General features: G+C 43.4%; 16 protein-coding genes, 1 riboswitch and 1 other annotated feature. Of the genes, 1 reads left to right on the top strand and 15 read right to left on the bottom strand.

Going from position 1 to position 19306, the window contains the following annotated elements:
• Positions 1 to 13: 13 nt before the first annotated feature.
• Positions 14 to 189, bottom strand: a riboswitch (Lysine riboswitch).
• 35 nt (positions 190 to 224) lie between these two features.
• From uvrC to zapA, 12 genes are all read right to left on the bottom strand, one after another.
• Positions 225 to 2018 (bottom strand): excinuclease ABC subunit UvrC, encoded by a 1794-nt coding sequence (uvrC, locus tag JOD03_RS08095; protein WP_204590346.1) that lies wholly within the window; start codon positions 2016 to 2018, stop codon positions 225 to 227.
• Between the two features lie 91 nt (positions 2019 to 2109).
• On the bottom strand, positions 2110 to 2424 hold the full coding sequence (gene trxA, locus JOD03_RS08090) for a thioredoxin (RefSeq protein ID WP_204590345.1): 315 nt from the start codon (positions 2422 to 2424) through the stop codon (positions 2110 to 2112).
• Between the two features lie 103 nt (positions 2425 to 2527).
• On the bottom strand, positions 2528 to 3502 hold the full coding sequence (locus JOD03_RS08085; RefSeq protein WP_204590344.1) for an electron transfer flavoprotein subunit alpha/FixB family protein: 975 nt from the start codon (positions 3500 to 3502) through the stop codon (positions 2528 to 2530).
• A 35-nt stretch (positions 3503 to 3537) separates the two neighbouring features.
• Positions 3538 to 4308 (bottom strand): electron transfer flavoprotein subunit beta/FixA family protein, encoded by a 771-nt coding sequence (locus tag JOD03_RS08080; protein WP_204590343.1) that lies wholly within the window; start codon positions 4306 to 4308, stop codon positions 3538 to 3540.
• 21 nt (positions 4309 to 4329) lie between these two features.
• Positions 4330 to 5103: an enoyl-CoA hydratase gene (locus tag JOD03_RS08075; protein ID WP_204590342.1), complete on the bottom strand. Its 774-nt coding sequence runs from the start codon at positions 5101 to 5103 to the stop codon at positions 4330 to 4332.
• A 13-nt stretch (positions 5104 to 5116) separates the two neighbouring features.
• On the bottom strand, positions 5117 to 5701 hold the full coding sequence (locus JOD03_RS08070; RefSeq protein ID WP_204590341.1) for a TetR/AcrR family transcriptional regulator: 585 nt from the start codon (positions 5699 to 5701) through the stop codon (positions 5117 to 5119).
• A gap of 75 nt (positions 5702 to 5776) precedes the next feature.
• Positions 5777 to 7471, bottom strand: coding sequence for a long-chain-fatty-acid--CoA ligase (locus JOD03_RS08065; protein WP_204590340.1), 1695 nt, complete (start codon positions 7469 to 7471; stop codon positions 5777 to 5779).
• A 249-nt stretch (positions 7472 to 7720) separates the two neighbouring features.
• Positions 7721 to 8137, bottom strand: a complete 417-nt coding sequence (locus JOD03_RS08060; protein WP_204590339.1) for a DUF350 domain-containing protein — start codon at positions 8135 to 8137, stop codon at positions 7721 to 7723.
• A gap of 63 nt (positions 8138 to 8200) precedes the next feature.
• Complete coding sequence (locus JOD03_RS08055) at positions 8201 to 10567, bottom strand: endonuclease MutS2 (RefSeq protein ID WP_204590338.1); 2367 nt, start codon at positions 10565 to 10567, stop codon at positions 8201 to 8203.
• Between the two features lie 13 nt (positions 10568 to 10580).
• A complete protein-coding gene (polX, locus tag JOD03_RS08050; RefSeq protein ID WP_204590337.1) occupies positions 10581 to 12287 on the bottom strand; it encodes a DNA polymerase/3'-5' exonuclease PolX in 1707 nt (568 codons plus the stop codon).
• A 69-nt stretch (positions 12288 to 12356) separates the two neighbouring features.
• On the bottom strand, positions 12357 to 12908 hold the full coding sequence (locus JOD03_RS08045; protein ID WP_204590336.1) for a CvpA family protein: 552 nt from the start codon (positions 12906 to 12908) through the stop codon (positions 12357 to 12359).
• Positions 12901 to 13173, bottom strand: coding sequence for a cell division protein ZapA (gene zapA / locus JOD03_RS08040; protein ID WP_204590335.1), 273 nt, complete (start codon positions 13171 to 13173; stop codon positions 12901 to 12903). The genes JOD03_RS08045 and zapA overlap by 8 nt, the downstream gene beginning before the upstream one ends.
• 77 nt (positions 13174 to 13250) lie before the next feature.
• Here zapA and rnhC point away from each other — a divergent pair, with 77 nt between their 5' ends.
• Entirely contained in the window at positions 13251 to 14171 is a 921-nt protein-coding gene (gene rnhC / locus JOD03_RS08035; RefSeq protein ID WP_204590334.1) for a ribonuclease HIII, read from the top strand.
• Positions 14172 to 14510: 339 nt separating this feature from the next.
• Here the strand turns inward: rnhC and pheT are convergent, their stop codons facing one another.
• The 3 genes from pheT to JOD03_RS08020 all read right to left on the bottom strand — a co-directional run bounded on the left by pheT (position 14511) and on the right by JOD03_RS08020 (position 19037).
• Positions 14511 to 16919: a phenylalanine--tRNA ligase subunit beta gene (pheT, locus tag JOD03_RS08030; protein WP_204590333.1), complete on the bottom strand. Its 2409-nt coding sequence runs from the start codon at positions 16917 to 16919 to the stop codon at positions 14511 to 14513.
• Between the two features lie 12 nt (positions 16920 to 16931).
• A complete protein-coding gene (gene pheS / locus JOD03_RS08025) occupies positions 16932 to 17969 on the bottom strand; it encodes a phenylalanine--tRNA ligase subunit alpha (protein ID WP_204590332.1) in 1038 nt (345 codons plus the stop codon).
• 43 nt (positions 17970 to 18012) lie between these two features.
• Positions 18013 to 18235: a binding site (T-box leader), on the bottom strand.
• 37 nt (positions 18236 to 18272) lie between these two features.
• On the bottom strand, positions 18273 to 19037 hold the full coding sequence (locus JOD03_RS08020) for a TrmH family RNA methyltransferase (protein WP_204590331.1): 765 nt from the start codon (positions 19035 to 19037) through the stop codon (positions 18273 to 18275).
• Positions 19038 to 19306: the final 269 nt, after the last annotated feature.

Here is a 19306-nt window from a genome sequence, read left to right as displayed (position 1 = left end):
AAAGTATATGTCCATGCAAGATAGCCCTCCAGAATGTGTATTCTGACAATCTTGGGTTTGTTCAACACAAGACCAACGAAGCGCTGGATCAGCAGCTCTTCATTTCGGCGATTGCCCCTTTCCCATTTCGTCGTCGGATCTGTCATCCTCAAAAATGGTACTGTTGACGCTCGCACCTCTATCTTCACGTAAAGTGAATATGAAATTAGGAATACTTTAGCACACTATTCCGGCGAAGGCAATGTTTCTTCTGTTAATTTTTTTTGAACCGCAACAGCAAGCGCCTCCGGAAGACCTGCTTGTATAAACTCTTCAACAGTACCTGCTTTCATGTTTTTCACCGAACCAAAGTGCTTCATAAGTTGTTGACGGCGCTTTGGTCCCACGCCAGGAATCGTATCCAAAATCGATTGGATACTATTTTTTTGACGTTGTTGGCGATGGAATGTAATCGCAAACCGGTGCACTTCGTCTTGAATACGTTGCAGCAAATAAAACTCTTGCGACGTCCGCTTCATGGCAACAGGAAGCGGAGGCTCTCCGTAAAGAAGTTCTGCCGTTTGGTGTTTTAAATCTTTCGCAAGCCCTGCAATCGGAATATCTAGTCCGAGTTCATCTTCTAATACTTCACGCGCAGACGACATCTGCCCTTTTCCCCCATCAATCAAAATTAAATCCGGAAGAGGCAAACGTTCCCGAAGCACACGTGTATAGCGGCGACGAATGACTTCACGCATCGCTCCGTAGTCATCATGTTTTTCAGCCGTCTTTGTTTTGTACTTTCGGTATTCTTTTCTTAAAGGTTTTCCGTCCTCAAAGACGACCATCGCAGAAACTGGATCTGTCCCGTAAATATGGGAGTTATCAAATGCTTCAATGCGACGCGGAGCAGGAATGCCCATATGAAGCCCAAGTTGCTCTATTGCCCCAATAGTTCGTTCTTCTTGACGCTCGACTAGATGGAACTTTTCGTTCAAGGCCACTTCTGCATTATTGATGGCCAAATTCACAAGTTCTAGTTTTTTCCCTCGTTGCGGTACGGCTACTTTTACATCTAATAACTGGTGAATGATTTCCGCATCGACAGTTCTAGGGACAAGAAGTTCTTTCGGTTTGATGTGGGACGGCTGCTCATAAAAACGACCGATAAATGTTAAAAACTCTTCTTCCGGCTCTCCGTATATCGGAAACATCGAGGCATCGCGTTCAATTAGCTTCCCTTGACGAATGAAGAAGACTTGTACACACATCCACCCTTTGTCGACAGCGTAACCAAAGACGTCCCGATTGGTGAAATCATTCATCTGCATCTTTTGTTTTTCCATAACGGTATCGATGTGCGCGATTTGATCTCGGTATTCTTTTGCACGCTCGTATTCCATAGATTCTGCGGCTGCCATCATCTTCTGTTCAAGCTCTGTACGCACTTTAATATGGCCCCCATTTAAGAACTTGGAAACTTCATCAATCATGTACTGGAATTCCGATCGTGGGATTTCTTTCACACACGGCCCTAAGCATTGACCAATATGATAATAGAGGCATAAGCGGTCGGGCATCTTCACACATTTTCGGAATGGATAAATACGGTCCAAGAGCTTCCGCGTCTCATTCGCTGCATAGACGTTCGGATACGGCCCAAAATATTTCCCGTTATCTTTTCGTACTGTGCGCGTTGTAATAATGCGTGGGTAGGCGTCCCCTGTAATTTTTATATATGGATACGTCTTGTCGTCTTTAAGCATGACATTGTATTTAGGGTCATGCTTTTTGATTAGATGAAGCTCTAGAATGAGTGCTTCTAAGTCGGACGACGTGACGATGTATTCAAAGTCTTGGATGTCCTGCACGAGTCGCTGAGTCTTCCCATTATGTGTTCCCGTGAAATACGAGCGGACTCGGTTTTTTAACACTTTTGCCTTCCCGACATAAATGATGGTTCCGTTGCCATCTTTCATCAAATAGCACCCAGGTTGTTCGGGAAGGATCTCTGATTTTTGCCGAACGAGTTCGTTCATCTGTGCACCTACTTTCTGCACGCGTTCCGTACAAGTGTTCGAGTGGTCCTTTGAAAAAACCGGAATCCCCTAAGGACTCCGGCTCTATGACTTACGCGTGTTTGTTTACTAAGTTTGCAAGGTTTTCTTTTGGTTGGTAACCAACCACTTTATCGACTGGTTGACCGTCTTTGAAAAGGATCAATGTTGGAATCGACATAACCCCGAACTGGCTAGCAGTTGCTTGGTTCTCATCTACATCTAACTTTGTAATTTTTACTTTGTCAGATAGTTCGCCGTCAAGCTCTTCAAGAACTGGAGCGATCATTTTACATGGTCCACACCATGGTGCCCAAAAGTCTACTAATACTAAACCTTCTTGAGTATCTTGTGCAAATGTTGCATCTGTTGTGTGTGTAACTGCCACGATAATTCCTCCTTCATTTGTATCTATATGCGATTATATCAAATGATACCCGAACCACCTAATAATAAAACTCGGCTTCCGTGAAGGAAGCCGAGTGATTGGTTTACTTCGATAAAACTGCGCGGAACTCTTCTGTTAGAAGTGGAATGACTTCGAAAAGATCCCCTACAATTCCGTAATCTGCAACTTTGAAAATGCTTGCTTCTGGGTCTTTGTTGATTGCAACAATGACTTTAGAGTTCGACATACCCGCTAAATGCTGGATTGCTCCAGAGATACCTGCTGCGATGTATAAGTCAGGTGTAACAACTTTACCAGTTTGACCGATTTGTAATGAGTAATCTACATAATCCGCGTCACATGCTCCGCGTGATGCACCAACTGCTCCACCTAATAGGTCAGCAAGTTCTTTTAATGGCGCAAAACCTTCTGCACTCTTCACACCACGACCACCCGCTACAACAACTTTCGCTTCCGAAAGATCGACGCCGTCTGTTGATTTGCGCACAACTTCTTTAATGATTGTACGTAAGTTCGTGATATCTACTGATACAGATCCAACTTCAGCAGTCTTGCCTTCTTCTTTCGCAAGAGGCGCGATGTTGTTTGGACGGATTGTGATGAATTTTAACTCATCTTTTAATTTTACTTTTTCGAACGCTTTACCAGAGTAGATCGGACGAACGAATACTGCGTCGTCTCCTTCTCCTTCGATATCTGTTACATCGGATACTAGTCCGACTTGTAGTTTCGCTGCAACTTTAGGAGATAAATCTTTTCCAAGAGCTGTGTGACCAAATACGATAGCATCTGGCTTTTCTTGTTCGAAAACAGCCATCAATGCTTGACCGTATCCATCTGAAGTATATTGTTTTAAATGTGGGTGTTCTACAGTGATGACGCGGTCCGCACCATAAGCACCTAGTTCAGCTGCCAAGTCGCCGACTGAATCGCCAAGTAAAACTGAGACAACTTCTCCGCCACCTGAGATTTTTTTACCTGCTGCGATTGCTTCAAATGAAACGTTACGTAAAGATCCTTCACTGGATTCTGCTAATACAAGTACTTTCGTTGACATGCTAAGTTCCTCCTTCAGTGTTGTTCAAATCAGATTTAGATTACTTTTGCTTCCGTGCGGAGTAAGCCGACAAGTTCCTTGACTTGGTCTTGTAAGTCGCCTTGTAAGACTTTTCCAGCTTCTTTCTTCGGAGGAAGATAGATTTCGATTGTTTCTGTTTTTGCTTCTACATCATCTTCGTCGATATCTAAATCGTCTAACTCGATCTCTTCAAGAGGTTTTTTCTTTGCTTTCATGATACCTGGAAGAGATGGGTAACGTGGTTCGTTCAATCCTTGTTGTGCTGTCACAAGAAGTGGAAGCTTTGTTTCAAGCTCTTCTGTGTCTCCTTCTACATCGCGTTTGATAGAGACTGTATCTCCATTGATTTCTAGGTTTGTGATGGTCGTTACATAGTTAATGCCTAATAATTCTGCAACACGAGGACCTACTTGACCTGATCCACCATCGATCGCGACGTTTCCTGCAAGAATAAGGTCTGCCTCTTTGTCTTTCAAGTATTCCGCTAGCACGTGTGCTGCACTGAACTGATCCAATTCTTCCACATCTTCTGTATTGATTAAAACTGCTTTGTCAGCACCCATTGCTAGAGCTGTACGTAGTTGCTTTTCTGCTTCTTCGTCACCCATTGTGATGACGGTTACTTCGCCGCCGTGTGCGTCACGGACTTGAATAGCTTCTTCGATTGCATACTCATCGTAAGGATTGATGATGAATTCTGCACCGTCCTCTTGGATGTGGCCACCAGAAACGACGATTTTTTCTTCTGTATCGAATGTACGTTTAACTAAAACATAAATATTCATTGAATTCCCTCCAAAAGTGAATTAATTTCCTTTAAAGTTTGGTTGACGTTTTTCTAAAAACGCTGTAATTCCTTCTTTGGCATCTTCTGACACGAAAACGGTTCCAAAAGAATGCGCTTCAGCGTCTACACCTTTATGATACGAGTCATCTTTTGTATATTGGAGCATTTCAAGTGCGTATTTCATCGCAACTGGACTCTTTTTTGCAATTTTAGCTGCCAGCGCATGTACAGTTTCCTCAAACTGTTCTTCTGGAACAGCGTGATTTGCAAGCCCATAATGCGCTGCCTCTGTACCACTAATTGGATCACTTGTTAAGAGCATCTCTGCTGCTTTTGCGAAACCAACATAGCGTGGAAGTCGCTGCGTTCCTGCAAAACCAGGAATCAAACCTAACTGCAATTCCGGAAGTCCAAGCTTCGCGTTTTCCGTCACGATGCGAATGTGACAGCTCATTGCGAACTCAAGACCTCCACCAAGTGCTGCTCCATGAATCGCAGCAATGATTGGTTTTGAGAATGTTTCAACACGTTCAAAAATGTCTTGCCCATTTTTCGCTAGTTTTGAAAATTCTTCTCCGCTTGTGATTGACGTGAATTCTTTGATGTCTGCACCTGCTGAGAAAAAGCGTCCTTTCCCTTTGAACACAATTACGCGTACGTCGTCATTGTTTTCAACTTCGTCTAAAAACGAATTGATGTCTAAAATCAATTGACGTGATAGTGCATTTGCTGGTGGACGATTCAATGTGACGACTGCCACATGATCTTTAGTTTCCCATGAAAGAAATTCCATTCGTTCACATCCCCTATTCAGCTTTGATGGCATTAACTAACAACTGATGGACTTTTGATGAGAGCGCTACCAAATTATATTTGTATTCGTTCATCACCCATGTCGTAGTTGTCTCATCAATTGTACCAAAAACCATCTGTCTCGCTAAGCGAATATCCATATTCTTATCGAATTCTCCGTTTGCGATGCCTTCTTTTAGTATCGTATCGAGTAAAACCAAATAGTTTTTTAACACTGCGTTGATGCGTAAACGAAGTGCAAGATTCGACTGGCGAAGCTCCAACTGAGTCACTGTTGCAAGATGACGATCCGCAGATAGCACGGTAAAATGATTTTCGACCATTTTGTATAGTTTTTCAGATGCACTGATTGGTTCTTCGATGATTTCATGTAGACGATCCGCAAACATTTCCATCTTTTCATCAAACACAGAAATTAAAATGTCTTCTTTGTTTTTGAAATACAAATAGATGGTGCCATCTGCGACGCCTGCCTGCTTCGCGATTTTGGAGACTTGGGATTGATGGTACCCGTTCTCGGCAATCACTACTATGGCCGCATCAATGATTTGTCGGTATTTAGGTTTTTCCTTCTTCATCATCTCAACCCCAAAAATAAAAATATGAATGACTATTCATTCATATTTTTATAGTAGTATTTATTTTGTTTTCTGTCAACTCGTTTGTGCTTGCTTTACTTTCTCTTTTTCCTCTTCAATCAATGTACGACGCAATATCTTCCCGACAGCTGTTTTTGGCAGCTCATCACGGAATTCATAAAAGCGTGGTACTTTGAATGAAGCAAGTTTTGTACGGCAATACTCATTGAGCTCGTCTTCTGTAATGGTATGGCCTTCTTTCAAGACGATGTATGCCTTCACTGTTTCACCACGGTATGGATCAGGAATTCCAGCAACCACACATTCTTGGATTGCCTCATGTTCATAGAGCACTTCTTCAATTTCGCGTGGGTAAATATTAAACCCACCAGCAATGATCATATCTTTTTTACGGTCTACTACATAGAAGTAACCATCTTCATCCATATAGCCAAGGTCACCTGTGAGCAACCAACCCTCCCGAAGTGTCATTTCTGTCTCTTCTGGGCGGTTCCAATATCCCTTCATCACTTGAGGGCCTCGTACAGCAATTTCTCCTACTTCTCCGACTGGTAGTGGTTCTGTAGAATCCATTTGGAATACAGCAGAATCTGTGTCGGGCCAAGGAATTCCTATAGAGCCTTTCACACGCTTATCTGTATACACCAAATTTGCATGTGTGACTGGTGACGTTTCTGTTAATCCGTATCCTTCAACTAGTCGTCCACCCGTGACGCTTTCAAACTTCTCTTGAATCTCAACTGGTAAAGCGGCCGAGCCACTGATACATGCATTAATAGAAGAAAGATCATATTTCGATAAGTTTGGTGAGTTTAAGATACCAATATAAATGGTTGGTGCGCCTGGGAATAAAGTAGGCTTTTGCTTGTCAATTGTTTTGAGAGCGGTTTCAACATCAAATTTAGGAAGCAAGATCATCGTGTTTGCCTGCATTACCGACAAGACGAGGACTGTGGTCATTCCATAGACGTGGAAGAATGGTAAGATTCCCATTACACGCTCTTTGCCGTCTTCACACTCATATAGCCAATGTTTACACATTGTCACGTTGGTGACAAGATTTTTATGCGTCAACATAACACCTTTCGGGAATCCTGTTGTACCCCCTGTGTATTGTAACATCGCTAAGTCATTCTCAAAATCGACGGGAGACGTGATTTTTTCCGCCTTGCCGACTTTCATGACTTCTGTAAACAAGTGATTGGATCCACGATGTTCTACTTTTACGCTGAACCCGTACTGCTTCTTTTGGATGAACGGGTAAATCATATTTTTAGGGAACGGAAGATAATCTTTGATTCCCGTGATGATGAGGTTTTCAAGGTCTGTCTCTTGCATGATTTTTGAAATACGTGGATATAAAATGTCGAGTGTGATAATGGCTTTTGCACCGGAATCTTTTAATTGGTATTGAGCTTCTCGTTCCGTATAAAGTGGATTCGTTTGAACGACGATTCCGCCAGCATATAAAATACCATAATACGCAATGACACCTTGTGGACAGTTTGGCAGCATGATCGCTACACGATCCCCTTTTTCAATGCCAAGTGTTTGTAAGTAGTTTGCAAACTTTAATGATGACTCATATAGTTCTTGGTAATTCATCTCTTTCCCCATGAAATGAATCGCCGTGTTGGATGGGAATTTTGTTGCAGATCTTGTTAAAAACTCTTGAATCGGTATTTCTTCATACGTTAACGTGTGCGGAATTTGTTCTGGGTAGTGCTTTAACCATATCTTTTCTGCCATGTGAAGACCCCCTTGATTAGAATAGCGTGAATATTCCTAACTTTAGTATATGAAAAAATGAATGGGTATTCAATGAATTTATCAAGTTTTTCATGAATTCTATCAAAAAAATAACAAGAATCGCCTTGATTTCAATGAATTCTAGGCAATCCTTGTCGTTTAGCGCAAAAATACGTAATATATACCAACTGCTATAAATAATACACTTACTACAAGTAAAACTTTAGCTAACTTTTCCATACGTCACTCCTAGTTTGAGATACTGGCCCCAATGACAAAGGATAAACCGACCGATAGTATAAAGGAAATGAAACCGACCGAGCGATTGTCTTTTTCGATTTCTTGATCGACATTGAAGGATGGGGTGAGAAATTCAAATAACCAATACGCGATGATGAGAAGTGCAAATCCAAATGTTCCCCATCCAATCATCTCTAAAAAAGACGCATGCTTTTCGATGGAAAAGCGAAAGATATTTGCTACACCAAATATCTTCCCACCAGTCGCCATAGCAACAGCTATGTTCCCATTTTTAATTTCTTTCCAATTATCGTACTTCGTGACCACTTCAAATAGAACCATCGCAATAATAAGGCATAAGATCACGACACTAAAATAACCTGCTGATTCTACAAGTGGGTGTTTCCAAAATGATAAAAGTGTCACACCGATTCCCCTCTACTTTTGACTGTTTCATAGATGTACGTTTTAGTTCGTGAGAGGTTTCATTTATTTTAATTCAACGATTGTCACACCATATCCACCTTCGCCTGCTTCACCAAAACGATAGCTTTTTACACGACGATCCTTCTTCAACATCTGTTGAATCCCTGTTCGAAGTGCTCCAGTCCCTTTTCCGTGAATGATTGACACACGCGGATAGTTGGCAAGCACTGCATCATCTAAATATTTCTCTGTTCGAAGCAGGGCATCTTCATAGCGTTCGCCTCGTAAATCAAGCTCTAATTTAACACCACCAGCCGAACGTCCCGCAACGTTATGCACGGAAACAGTTTTGAGTGGTTTGTCCGGCTTCATATACTCAAGGTCAGACTCATTCAACTTCATTTTCAGCACACCGATTTGAACCGCCCATTCAGTAGCTGAGACTTTTTCAAGCAACGTTCCTTTTTGACCGAATGACAACACTTTTACTTCGTCTCCAGCTTGCAAGTTTTCTGCGCGCTGCTTCTTTTGTTTTTCTTTTTTTAGCACTGGATTTGTAGGAAGAGCATTTTCTAAACGTTTTCGAGCGTCAATGAGTTCATGTTCTTTCACACCAGCAGCTGCTTGTTTTTGAAGCTCCCGAAGTTCTTGTACAACTGCTTCAGACTCACGGCGCGCGTCTTCCACAATTTTGCGCGCTTTTTCACGCGCTTTCTCTGCTAATTGCTCTTTCTTCCCTTCATAGGCTGCAAGTTCTTCAGCAAGTTGACGCTTCAATTGCTCTGACTCTTTTAAAATACGTTTTGTTTCATCTGCATCTTGTTCTGCCCGTTTGCGGCTTTCTTCCAACGAAGCAATCATCGTATCGACTTCACTACGGTCTGTTCCCGTAAAGCTTTCAGCATGTTGAATGATGTGATGTGGAAGTCCAAGTCGTTTGGAGATTTCAAAAGCATTACTTCGCCCCGGAACGCCTAGTAAGAGTTTGTAGGTCGGACTAAGCGTCTCGACATCGAATTCCACACTAGCATTGACAACACCCGGCCGGTTGTAGCCGTACGCTTTCAATTCAGGGTAGTGCGTTGTCGCCATCACGCGTGCACCTTTTCCATGCACTTCGTCCAAGATAGAGATGGCCAGTGCCGCCCCTTCCTGCGGATCAGTCCCCGCACCTAACTCATCAAAAAGAATGAGGGATTTGTCATCAAATTTCTTTAAGATGTCTACAATATTGACCATATGGGAGGAGAATGTACTTAAACTCTGCTCAATGGATTGCTCATCCCCGATGTCTGCAAAAATCGATTCAAAAATAGCGACTTCGGAACCGTCTAATGCTGGAATCGGGATACCACTTTGCGCCATCAGTGTGCACAGTCCGACTGTTTTTAAGGTAACGGTCTTTCCTCCTGTATTTGGGCCGGTAATGACAACTGCTGTGTCAGGATCCCCAAACTCAATTGTATTTGCGACCGCTTCACTTTTAGAAATGAGTGGATGGCGCGCGCGTACTAATCGAATGCGTCCTTCTTGATTAATGAGAGGTCGCGTACAGTTTTCAGCCGTCCCGTATTTCGCTTTTGCAAAAATTGTATCAAGTGTAGCCATTGTTTTGACAAGATGGAATAAATCAGATGCCACAATCTCGACTTGTAACGTCAGTTCTTTTAAAATGCGTTCAATTTCTTCTTGTTCTTTCACACGCAGTGCTCGCGCGTCGTTATTTAACTGCACAACAGCGTTTGGCTCGATGAACAATGTTTGTCCTGATGAAGATTGATCATGGACAATGCCGCCGTAGTGACTGCGGTATTCTGCTTTGACAGGAATTACGTAGCGATCATTACGAATCGTTACAATTGCATCGGATAACATCTTCGTGGCATTTTGACCACGTGTATAACTATCCAGTTTTTCTCGAATGCGCTGGACAGCCGTGCGCAGTTGTGACCGGATCGAGCGTAGTGTTTGACTCGCGGAGTCTAGCACCATTCCATTTTCATCCACGCACGCGTTGATTTCATGTTCAAGCTCTGTCAAGACTGGAATACTTTCTGTATATCCGTGTAGGTGCTTTACGGAGAAGTCTTCTGCACCTCGCACATCTTCTATGAAGCGGCGAATAATTTTACTCGCTCGGATCGTGGAGGCAATCTCCATAAGCTCTGTTGCACTCAAAATTCCACCGATTTGCGCACGGCGGGCATGCGGGCGAATATCAAACAAACCGCCTAGTGGCACGTTGCCTTTCACGCGTAAAACTGCTAAAGCTTCATCTGTTTCTTCTGTCCACTGTTCAATTTCCGAAAAATCTGTTGAAGGTTTTAACTCTTCAATCATTGCCTTTCCGACGGAAGAGGTCGTATAGGTTTTGACGTGTTCAATTACTTTCGGAAATTCTAAAGTCTTCAGCGCTTTTTCTGTAATCATTGTGCGCCTCCTTTTACTTACGAGCTAAATAGTCGAGTAGTTGTTTGGGTTCCCAGGTGTTGACGATCAATTCTTTTTTCAGCCATGCTTTTTGCGCATGACGTACACCGATATCCATAAAGCGTAAATGGTCAAGATGATGGGCATCTGTATTGATTGCCACTTTCACCTCTAACTCTTGTGCGCGCTCTAACCAATTCACTGCAAGGTCTAATCGGTATGGATTTGCGTTTAATTCGACAATCTTATCGAACTCTTTTGCCCAGTGTAAGAGTTGTTCTACATCCGGCTCGTATCCCGGACGTTCTCCGACTATTCGACCTGTCGGGTGCGCAATCATGTCGACATTGGGGTTCGAGATTGCTGCATATAAGCGTTCCATAATTTTCTCTTGTGGTTGCGAAAAGCTAGAATGAATCGATGCAATGACATAATCAAGTTCTGCCAGGAGTTCGTCCTCAAAGTCGAGTGTTCCATCCGGTAATATGTCCATCTCCGTTCCAGATAAGATATGAATACCGGGATATGACTTTTGGAGTTCTTTAATTTTTTTGTTTTGCTCACGTAGTCGTTCAGGAGTCAATCCGTTCGCGACCCGCAGATAGCGCGAATGATCCGTTATGACCATTAGTTCATAGTCTTTTGCTAGGCATCCCTCAATCATTTCTTCTAATGAATGGGCACCATCTGACCATGTCGTATGCATGTGTAAGTCTGATTTTATGTCTTCTAATTGCACAAGCTCGTCAAGTAGATCGAGTTTATCGAGTTCTTGCCCGGACTCCCGGACGCTCGGTGGAATGAATGACAAATTGAAGTCTGCGAAGAATGCTGCTTCTGATTCGTATGTCGTCACCGACCCATCTTCTTTTTCCACTCCGTATTCACTGATCTTCCAGTCGCGCTCTTTCGCGAGTTGACGAATCCGAATATTGTGGTCTTTCGAGCCGGTGAAGTGATGCAGTGTCGAGACAAACTCTTCGTCTTTCACAAATCGGAAATCAACATCCACGCGTTCCGGTTTAGCAAGTGCTACCGACATTTTCGTATCTCCATTGGCAATCATTTCTTCGATATCTAATGTTTCTTTCAGCAGTTCCTTGACTGCTGGGACATCTGTCGTTGCAATGACGAAGTCGAGGTCTTTACTCGTCTCTTTCGTGCGTCGGAATGAACCCGCAACAGATGCACGTGAGACGGCTTCATGATTGTGTAACAGTGATTCAATGTGCGCCACAATCGGTTCAAGTTTCCAAATCGGATACCGGTCTGGGCGGCTTGCAAGTTGGTCGAGCTCTTTTAAAATCTTTTCTTCTGTCTTTTTACCGAAACCTGCTAGGGCCTGGACTTCGTTCTTCTCGCAAGCTTCACGCAGTCCTTCAAGTGTTTCAATACCTAGTTCTGCGTGCAGTTTGGCAATTTTTTTGCCTCCCATTCCAGGGATTTGCAACATCTCCACTAAACCTTGTGGTACTTTTTCCTCGAGCTCTTTTAACAGAATCGACTCTCCGTCGTTTAATAAGTCGGTAATCACGCCTCCGGTAGCGGCGCCAATACCTTTTAACTTTGTCAGATCCTCCATCTCGGAGAGGCTTCGAGAATCCAGTTCTAATGTTTGTGCCGCTTTACGAAAAGCACTGACTTTAAACGGGTTCTCTCCTTGCAGTTCCATTAGAAGTGCAATGCGCTCAAGTGCGCGAATGATTGTTTTTTTATCCATGACGTACCACTCCTTTGTCGTAAAAGCGAGAAAAACTCCTCCCAACTGGCGAGAGAAGTTTTTGATTCGTTATGCGGAACGGTTCTCCTGGTAGATATACCACCAGTCCTTCACCGCCTCTGATAAGAAAGGTGTATTTTCTAAAACAAAATTAGCGATTGCTGACCCACCGATTGCCGTCTGAATCATGTCTACAGGCAGTAGCGCTAGTACATACAGCAATACAAATAGTAGGAAGTAAATTTCGATAAATCCTAAAATCGCACCTAAAATACTGCTGATTTGTCCGAGCACTGGTAAAAACTTAAGGAAATCAAACATAGAGGCAACGATTTGTAAGGCAAATTTTACAATAAAGAAAATAAGTGCAAATGCAATGATACGATAAAACGTTTGATCAAGATCTAGTGCTTCCACTGCAAATGATAATTGCGAGTTCGATGTGATGGCTGGGAATGGAACCCACAGCACAAACTTTTCTGCGAGAGGTTTGTAATACTTGAAGGCAACAATCAAAGCGACGACGAATCCAATCATATGGATCAATTGTACAATCAGTCCACGCTTTGCCCCTACTATGATGCCTCCAACAAGAATAATCAGTAATAAAATATCAATCATTTAGACCGCCCTTTAACTGTTTCAATTGCTGTTCAAGTTCTTCTAGTTGTTCTTTCACTTTTAAATAGTCGTGCATCGTATTGACGGCTGTTAGTACGGCAAGCTTTGCCGTGTCAAGACTTGGATTTGCCGATTGGATCTCACGCATTTTATCATCGACCATCGTCGCGACTAAACGCATATGTCCTGCTGGCTCGTACCCTGCCATTTTGTATGTAGTACCGTAAATATCCACAGCTACTCGTGTAATTGTTTGATCTGACAAAGACAAGACCTCCTCAGAAAATCCTAATAACTATGATACCATGAAGTGGAGAGAGATGGAAAGAAAGGAACATAGCTATGTCAAACATTGTCATCGTATTAGATAAATCCCAAATAAATCATTTGATTTCGCAGTATGATTTGCACGCAATTCCTGCTAAAGCTCCTGGAATGGTATTTGCCGCTAAGCTTCCAGACACACGCATCAGCGTTTACAAGTCTGGAAAAGTGATGTTTCAAGGAGACGGTGCCACGCGTGAAGCAGAACAGTGGCAAGCTTTTACGTCGTCTGAACCTATTCAGTCGAATTTGCTGCCAGAAGGTTTTCATAAATTGTCCGTTATCGGATCTGATGAGACAGGTACGGGTGACTTTTTCGGACCCATCACTGTTGCAGCATGCTATATTCCTGCCGATAAAATTTCGCTTGCCGAAGAACTTGGGTGCAAAGACTCTAAACAATTGAACGATGCATTCATACGAAAGGTTGCACCGGATATTAAAGCAGCCTTTACCCACAGTATTCTTATCCTTCCCATGGCCAAGTATAATGATGCGACTGACAAAAAATGGTCGCAGGGTAAAATCAAAGCGTTGTTGCACAATCAAGCATTAAAACACGTCTTGCGGAAACTCGGTGATGAAAAACCAGATGCAATTTTGATTGATCAGTTTGCGGAGAAAAGTATCTATTATCGTCATATCGCGAAGCAAAAGGAAATCATCGAAGAGAATGTGTATTTCGCCACAAAAGCAGAAGGTCTGCATGTTGCTGTTGCTGCCGCCTCTATTTTAGCGCGCAATGCGTTTTTAGAGGAGATGGACAAGTTGTCTCAGCAGGTCGGCGTCACAATTCCGAAAGGCGCCGGGGCAAAAGTTGATGAGGTTGCTGCACGGATTCTCCACAAGAAAGGATTGGCGTATTTAAAGACGTTGACAAAGGCGCATTTCGCGAACACACAGAAGGCTATTAAGATCGCTGAGAAGTTGAAACATTGATAAACAGCACCTTCTGATTTAGAGGGTGCTATTTTCTATACTAAGAAGTGCGAATTAGTTTCCATAAAACGACTTCGGTAGAAGAAATCTAGACTTGGGTAGAATAAATTACACTTTGGGTACAATAAAACTGCATTTCGGTAGAAGAAATTTCATTTTCGGTAGAAGAACGGTCGCTCAGTTTTCAAGCTACCAACTTTTCTTGTTATAAACCCTTCACTACTTCCCCTAAACCTACTCTTTTTCTCCCCAACCACTAGAAAAAGGGCTGATTACAATCAGCCCTCAAGTCATAAAGCCCTTACTAGGAAAAGATTCAACAGGATTTCACTCTAAAACTTATCCGCGTAGTTCCGCATTTGCTTCTGATGCTAGAGCAGCGACTACTTTATCGTGTGCCGCCACAACTTCTTCATCCGTCAACGTACGCTCCGCATCTTGATATGTGATTGAGAATGCAACAGACTTCTTATCATCTGCCATCTTCTCCCCTTGGTACAAATCAAACAGACGAACTGCTGAAACTAAGCGACCACCCGAACCACGAATAATCGTTTCAAGCGTTGACGCCGGCAATGCACGGTCCACAACTAATGCAATATCACGTGTGATTGCTGGGAAACGCGAAACTGGCGTGTAGCTAATTGTTGGTTTCTGTTCAGTAATCAATCGCTCCAAGTTTAATTCGAATACAAACGTATCTTTCAAATCAACGCGCTTTTGTTCATTCGGGTGCAATTGACCGATGAAGCCCACTAGCTCTTCCCCTAAAAAGATTTCTGCTGTGCGACCAGGGTGCAAGCCGTCCATCTTCGCTTGTGTGTAGGAAAGTGTCACGCCTAATTTTGCAGCAAGAGCTTCCACGATACCTTTTACAACGAAGAAATCAACTGGCTTTTTCTCACCTTGCCACATGTGATCTACCCAAAGACCTGTCACGATTCCAGCCACATGCTCGATTTCAGTAGGAAGCTCGTCCACACCATTGTCTAGGAAGACTGAACCTACTTCATAAAGCGCAACACTCTCAACACGGCGTGCAACATTGTAGCTCGCCGCTTCAATTAAGTGAGGAATTAAACTTTGACGAAGGGTGCTGCGTTCTTCTGACATCGGCATCAATAACTTTGTTACGTCTGCTTGGTGCAATGCAAACTTTTGCGACTGCTCATGGGACGTTAATGAGTATGTTACAGCTTGATAGAGGCCAGCCCCCTCAAGTGTTTGACGCACAAGACGACGCTTTGCTTGGTAAGGTGACAACCCACCTGCTTGATGTGCGCCTTCTGGAAGAGTCATCGGAATGCGATCATAGCCGTACATACGCGCAATCTCTTCGACGATATCTTCTGGAATGACGATATCTTGGCGACGAGTTGGGGCGTCAATATAGAACAAGCCGTTTGCAACCTCAAACGGGAATTGTAGACGTGTCAAAATGTGCTGCATTTCATCCAATGAGATTTTCATCCCTAAACGTTCGTTTATGAAGTCTGGAGACACTATGACTTTTTTCGGTGTTTTATCGAGTTCATCGACAACAACTGAGCCTGTTAACACTGTTCCACCCGCAAGTTCTGCAAGTAGTTGTGCCGCTCGCTCTGCTGCTGCTTCTACACGGTTCGGGTCGACACCTTTTTCAAAACGTGCCGATGCATCCGAACGAAGGCCAAGTTTCTTCGACGTTTGACGAACAAAACTGCCTGTGAAATAAGCAGACTCAAGAACGATCGTTGTCGTCTCGTCACTTACTTCACTATTTGCACCGCCCATGACACCCGCAACTGCAACAGGTACTTCACCATTTGTAATCACAAGGTCCGTCTCCGCAAGCGTGCGTTCTTGATCATCGAGCGTTGTGATTTTTTCGCCTTCCGATGCCATACGAACAACGATTTTTTTCGTTTCCAATCGGTCATAGTCAAACGCATGTAGTGGCTGACCATATTCCATCAAGACATAGTTCGTGACGTCAACAACATTGTTGTGTGGACGTACACCAACCGCCATCAAACGGTTTTGTAGCCATTGTGGGGATGGTCCGACTTGGACATCTTTAATGACTTTTGCACTATAGTAAGGGTTTGCGTCTTTCGCCTGCACCTCTAATGCTAAGTAATCTGCCGCTTTTTCAGAGCCTTCTGTGTAGCTAATTTCTGGAAGTTTCACGTCTTTCCCTAAAATCGCTGCTACTTCATAGGCCACACCAAGCATGCTCATCGCGTCTGCACGGTTTGGAGTCAAGCCGAGCTCCAACACTGTGTCGTGGAGTGATAAATACTCAAGCGCATCTGCTCCGATTTCCGCCTCTTCCGGCAATACAAAAATGCCATCTGCAAATGCTTTTGGTACTGCTTTCCCTTCGATGCCTAACTCTTGAAGCGAACAGATCATACCATGCGATTCTTGCCCACGTAATTTTGCTTTTTTAATTTTGAAACCGCCTGGTAGACGTGCGCCTGGAACGGCGACTATGACTTTTTGTCCTGCATCGACGTTTGGTGCGCCACACACGATTTGCGACAATTCGTCTGCTCCTACATTGACTTGGCAGATGTTTAATTTATCTGCTTCCGGGTGCTTCTCTTTGGAAACAACATGCCCAACCACAATATTTTTCATATCTTGTGAACGAACTTCGAGTGCATCGACTTCAATGCCAGAACGCGTAATTTTTTCAGCGAGTTCAGACGGGTTTTCGCCTGAAAGATCGACGTAGTTTGCTAACCAATTTAGTGATACTAACATATGCTTTCCACCTTACCCTTCCGTGCGTTCAAACTGTTGAATGAACCGCATATCGTTTGTATAGAAGTGACGAATATCTTCGACTCCGTATTTCAGCATCGCAATACGCTCTGCTCCGATTCCGAATGCAAATCCCGATACTTTCTCCGGGTCGTATCCTGCCATCTCTAAAACATTCGGGTGTACCATTCCGGCCCCTAAAATCTCAATCCAGCCAGTGCGCTTACATACAGAACATCCTGAACCGCCACATTTGAAACACGAGATATCCATTTCAACGGATGGCTCTGTGAACGGGAAGAAGCTTGGGCGTAGACGAATTTCACGGTTTGAGCCGAACATTTTCTTGCCGAGTAAGTCGAGTGTTCCTTTTAAGTCCGTCATGCGAATATTTTCGCCAATGACAAGTCCTTCAATCTGCATGAACTGGTGTGAGTGTGTTGCGTCATCGTTGTCACGTCGGAATACCTTACCTGGACAGATGATGCGAATCGGCTCCCCTTTTTTCTTTTCCATCGTACGTGCTTGCACGGGTGACGTATGTGTACGTAATAAAAGCTCTTCTGAAATATAGAACGAGTCTTGCATATCACGTGCTGGGTGACCTTTTGGAAGGTTCAGTGCTTCAAAGTTATAGTAGTCTTTCTCTACTTCTGGTCCTTCTGCGATTTCATAGCCCATACCGATGAACAAGTCTTCAATTTCTTCGATGACTTTTGTTAATGGATGGTGATTCCCGATTTGTACAGGACGACCTGGTAACGTGACGTCGATTGTCTCATTCGCAAGTTGCGCTTCCACTGCAGCCGCTTCAAGTTCTGTCATACGTGCATCTAAAACAGCCGTGACTTCTTGGCGCATCTCATTAACAAGCGCCCCCATCTTCGGTCGTTCTTCAGCAGGAAGTTTCCCCATGCCTTTTAATAGATCCGTGATAGGCCCTTTTTTTCCGAGATAAGCTACACGGACGTCTTGTAATTCTTTGACTGTTGAAGCGGCTTGGATTTTTTCAAGAACTTCTTGTTTTAACGCGGAAAGTTGTGCTTCCATTGTCGATTCCTCCTTATTTTGACAAAACAAAAAACTCGCCCCAAAAAGGGACGAGTTATCATCGCGGTACCACCCTAGTTATCATGCTCAAAGCATCATCACTCAAACGAATAACGGCTCGGAACCGGCCACCTTTACATTTCTGGTCCAAGTGGCAGCTACCTGGGGTGAACTTCTAAGAAGACAATGGGAAGTGGTTTCAGTCTAGCCACATTCTCCCTGAGCCATTGTGCTCTTCTTATACTTTTCCCGGTCATTGCTGTTGTATTTTCATACTCATTATACGAGTCAGTTCTAGGAATATCAAGCTTTTTCAGCGAAGTGATAGAGTACGATGGCAGAGGCAATGGCTACATTCAACGACTCTGCCTGTCCATAAATCGGAATTTTCACGCGTGCATCCACTTGTTCTAAAAGGTTCGCTTGCACGCCTGCTCCTTCATTTCCTAAGATGAACGCCATTTTGTCAGAAGGTTCGACATCTTTATAATTCTTGGCACCTTCTAGAGCAGTTCCAATCAAGACAAATCCTTCATCTGCTAAATTGGCGATCCAGTCTTCGAGGTCCGCTTTCAGAACAGGTAAATGGAATGTTGAGCCTTGTGCTGAACGCAGGGTTTTCGGATTAAATGCATCTGCACTTCCTTTGCCTAAAATCACAGCATCCACTCCTGCTGCATCTGCCGTACGGATCATAGTTCCGACATTTCCTGGGTCTTGCACAGCGTCAATCAGCAATACACGAGACCATGCGCTGAGTGCGAGCTTATATGCAGGTTGTTGGCAATGTGCGAAAATCCCTTGTGTATGTTCCGTATCTGCTAGTTCCTGGACAACTTCTGGACTGATTTCAAGCAGTTGAATGTCCTCGGTCTGCCATTTATGATCGAGAGTAGCATGGTCGCCAATCATAATGTGTTTGACCATACCAGACACCTTGAGTGCTTCTTCTACTAAATGATGACCTTCTACAAGAAATTCTTTTGTTTTTTCACGTTCTTTGCGAACAGTTACAAGCTTCTTCCAATGCTTGACGAGTGCATTGCTTTTTGATTCGATGCGCTTCATAAAAGCCTCCTATTTTTTCTTTCAGTGTATCATACCTTTTTGTATAAAAAAGACTATCAGAAAACATACTATACAGGAAACGGAGGGATGATGAAATGGCTTTTCAAATTCGCGAATCAATCTCTTCAAGTGTCGCAGGTTCCACTTCCGAAGACATCTACTCGATGATCGAGGATGCTGTTAAATTGCTTGAAAAAACAATCCATTAAAAAATGGTCCAGCGTCTCCCGGGCCATTTTTATGTACTTATTTTTATGCCCTCTGGCACG

Origin of the sequence: Chryseomicrobium aureum, from assembly GCF_016909155.1 — a bacterium.
In the GTDB taxonomy this organism is placed as follows: Bacteria; Bacillota; Bacilli; order Bacillales_A; family Planococcaceae; genus Chryseomicrobium; species Chryseomicrobium aureum.
The sequence above is the reverse complement of the archived record's forward strand: the minus strand, read 5'-3'. Positions and strand labels throughout refer to the sequence as shown.